Annotated in this window: 1 protein-coding gene; it reads right to left on the bottom strand. The window is 48.7% G+C overall.

The window, feature by feature from the left end; genetic code table 11:
• Nucleotides 1–228: YihY family inner membrane protein (locus tag SB719_RS23165; RefSeq protein ID WP_412160194.1), on the bottom strand; the 228-nt coding region annotated here is incomplete at both ends.

Below are 228 nucleotides of genomic sequence, written 5' to 3'. Positions count from 1 at the left end.
GGAGTACATCAACAATAACGCGGTGACGATCAGCCCGCACGCCCCAACGGCGGTCATCTTGTTGGAATTGGCAACAAATTGTTCGATATACCGCTGAATAACATCGCCAGTAGCAGGCAGAAAGTTGGCAAAAATAAAGTGACGTAACTGAATGCTGACGTCGGAAAACATGGGAAAAGCGGCGAAAAGCGCAAAAACAACGGCAACCAGCGGCACTAATGAGAGCAA

Source organism: Pantoea sp. SIMBA_079 (assembly GCF_046940275.1).
GTDB lineage: Bacteria > Pseudomonadota > Gammaproteobacteria > Enterobacterales > Enterobacteriaceae > Pantoea > Pantoea borealis.
Note: the sequence above shows the minus strand (reverse complement) of the source record. Positions and strands in the feature narration are given on the sequence as shown.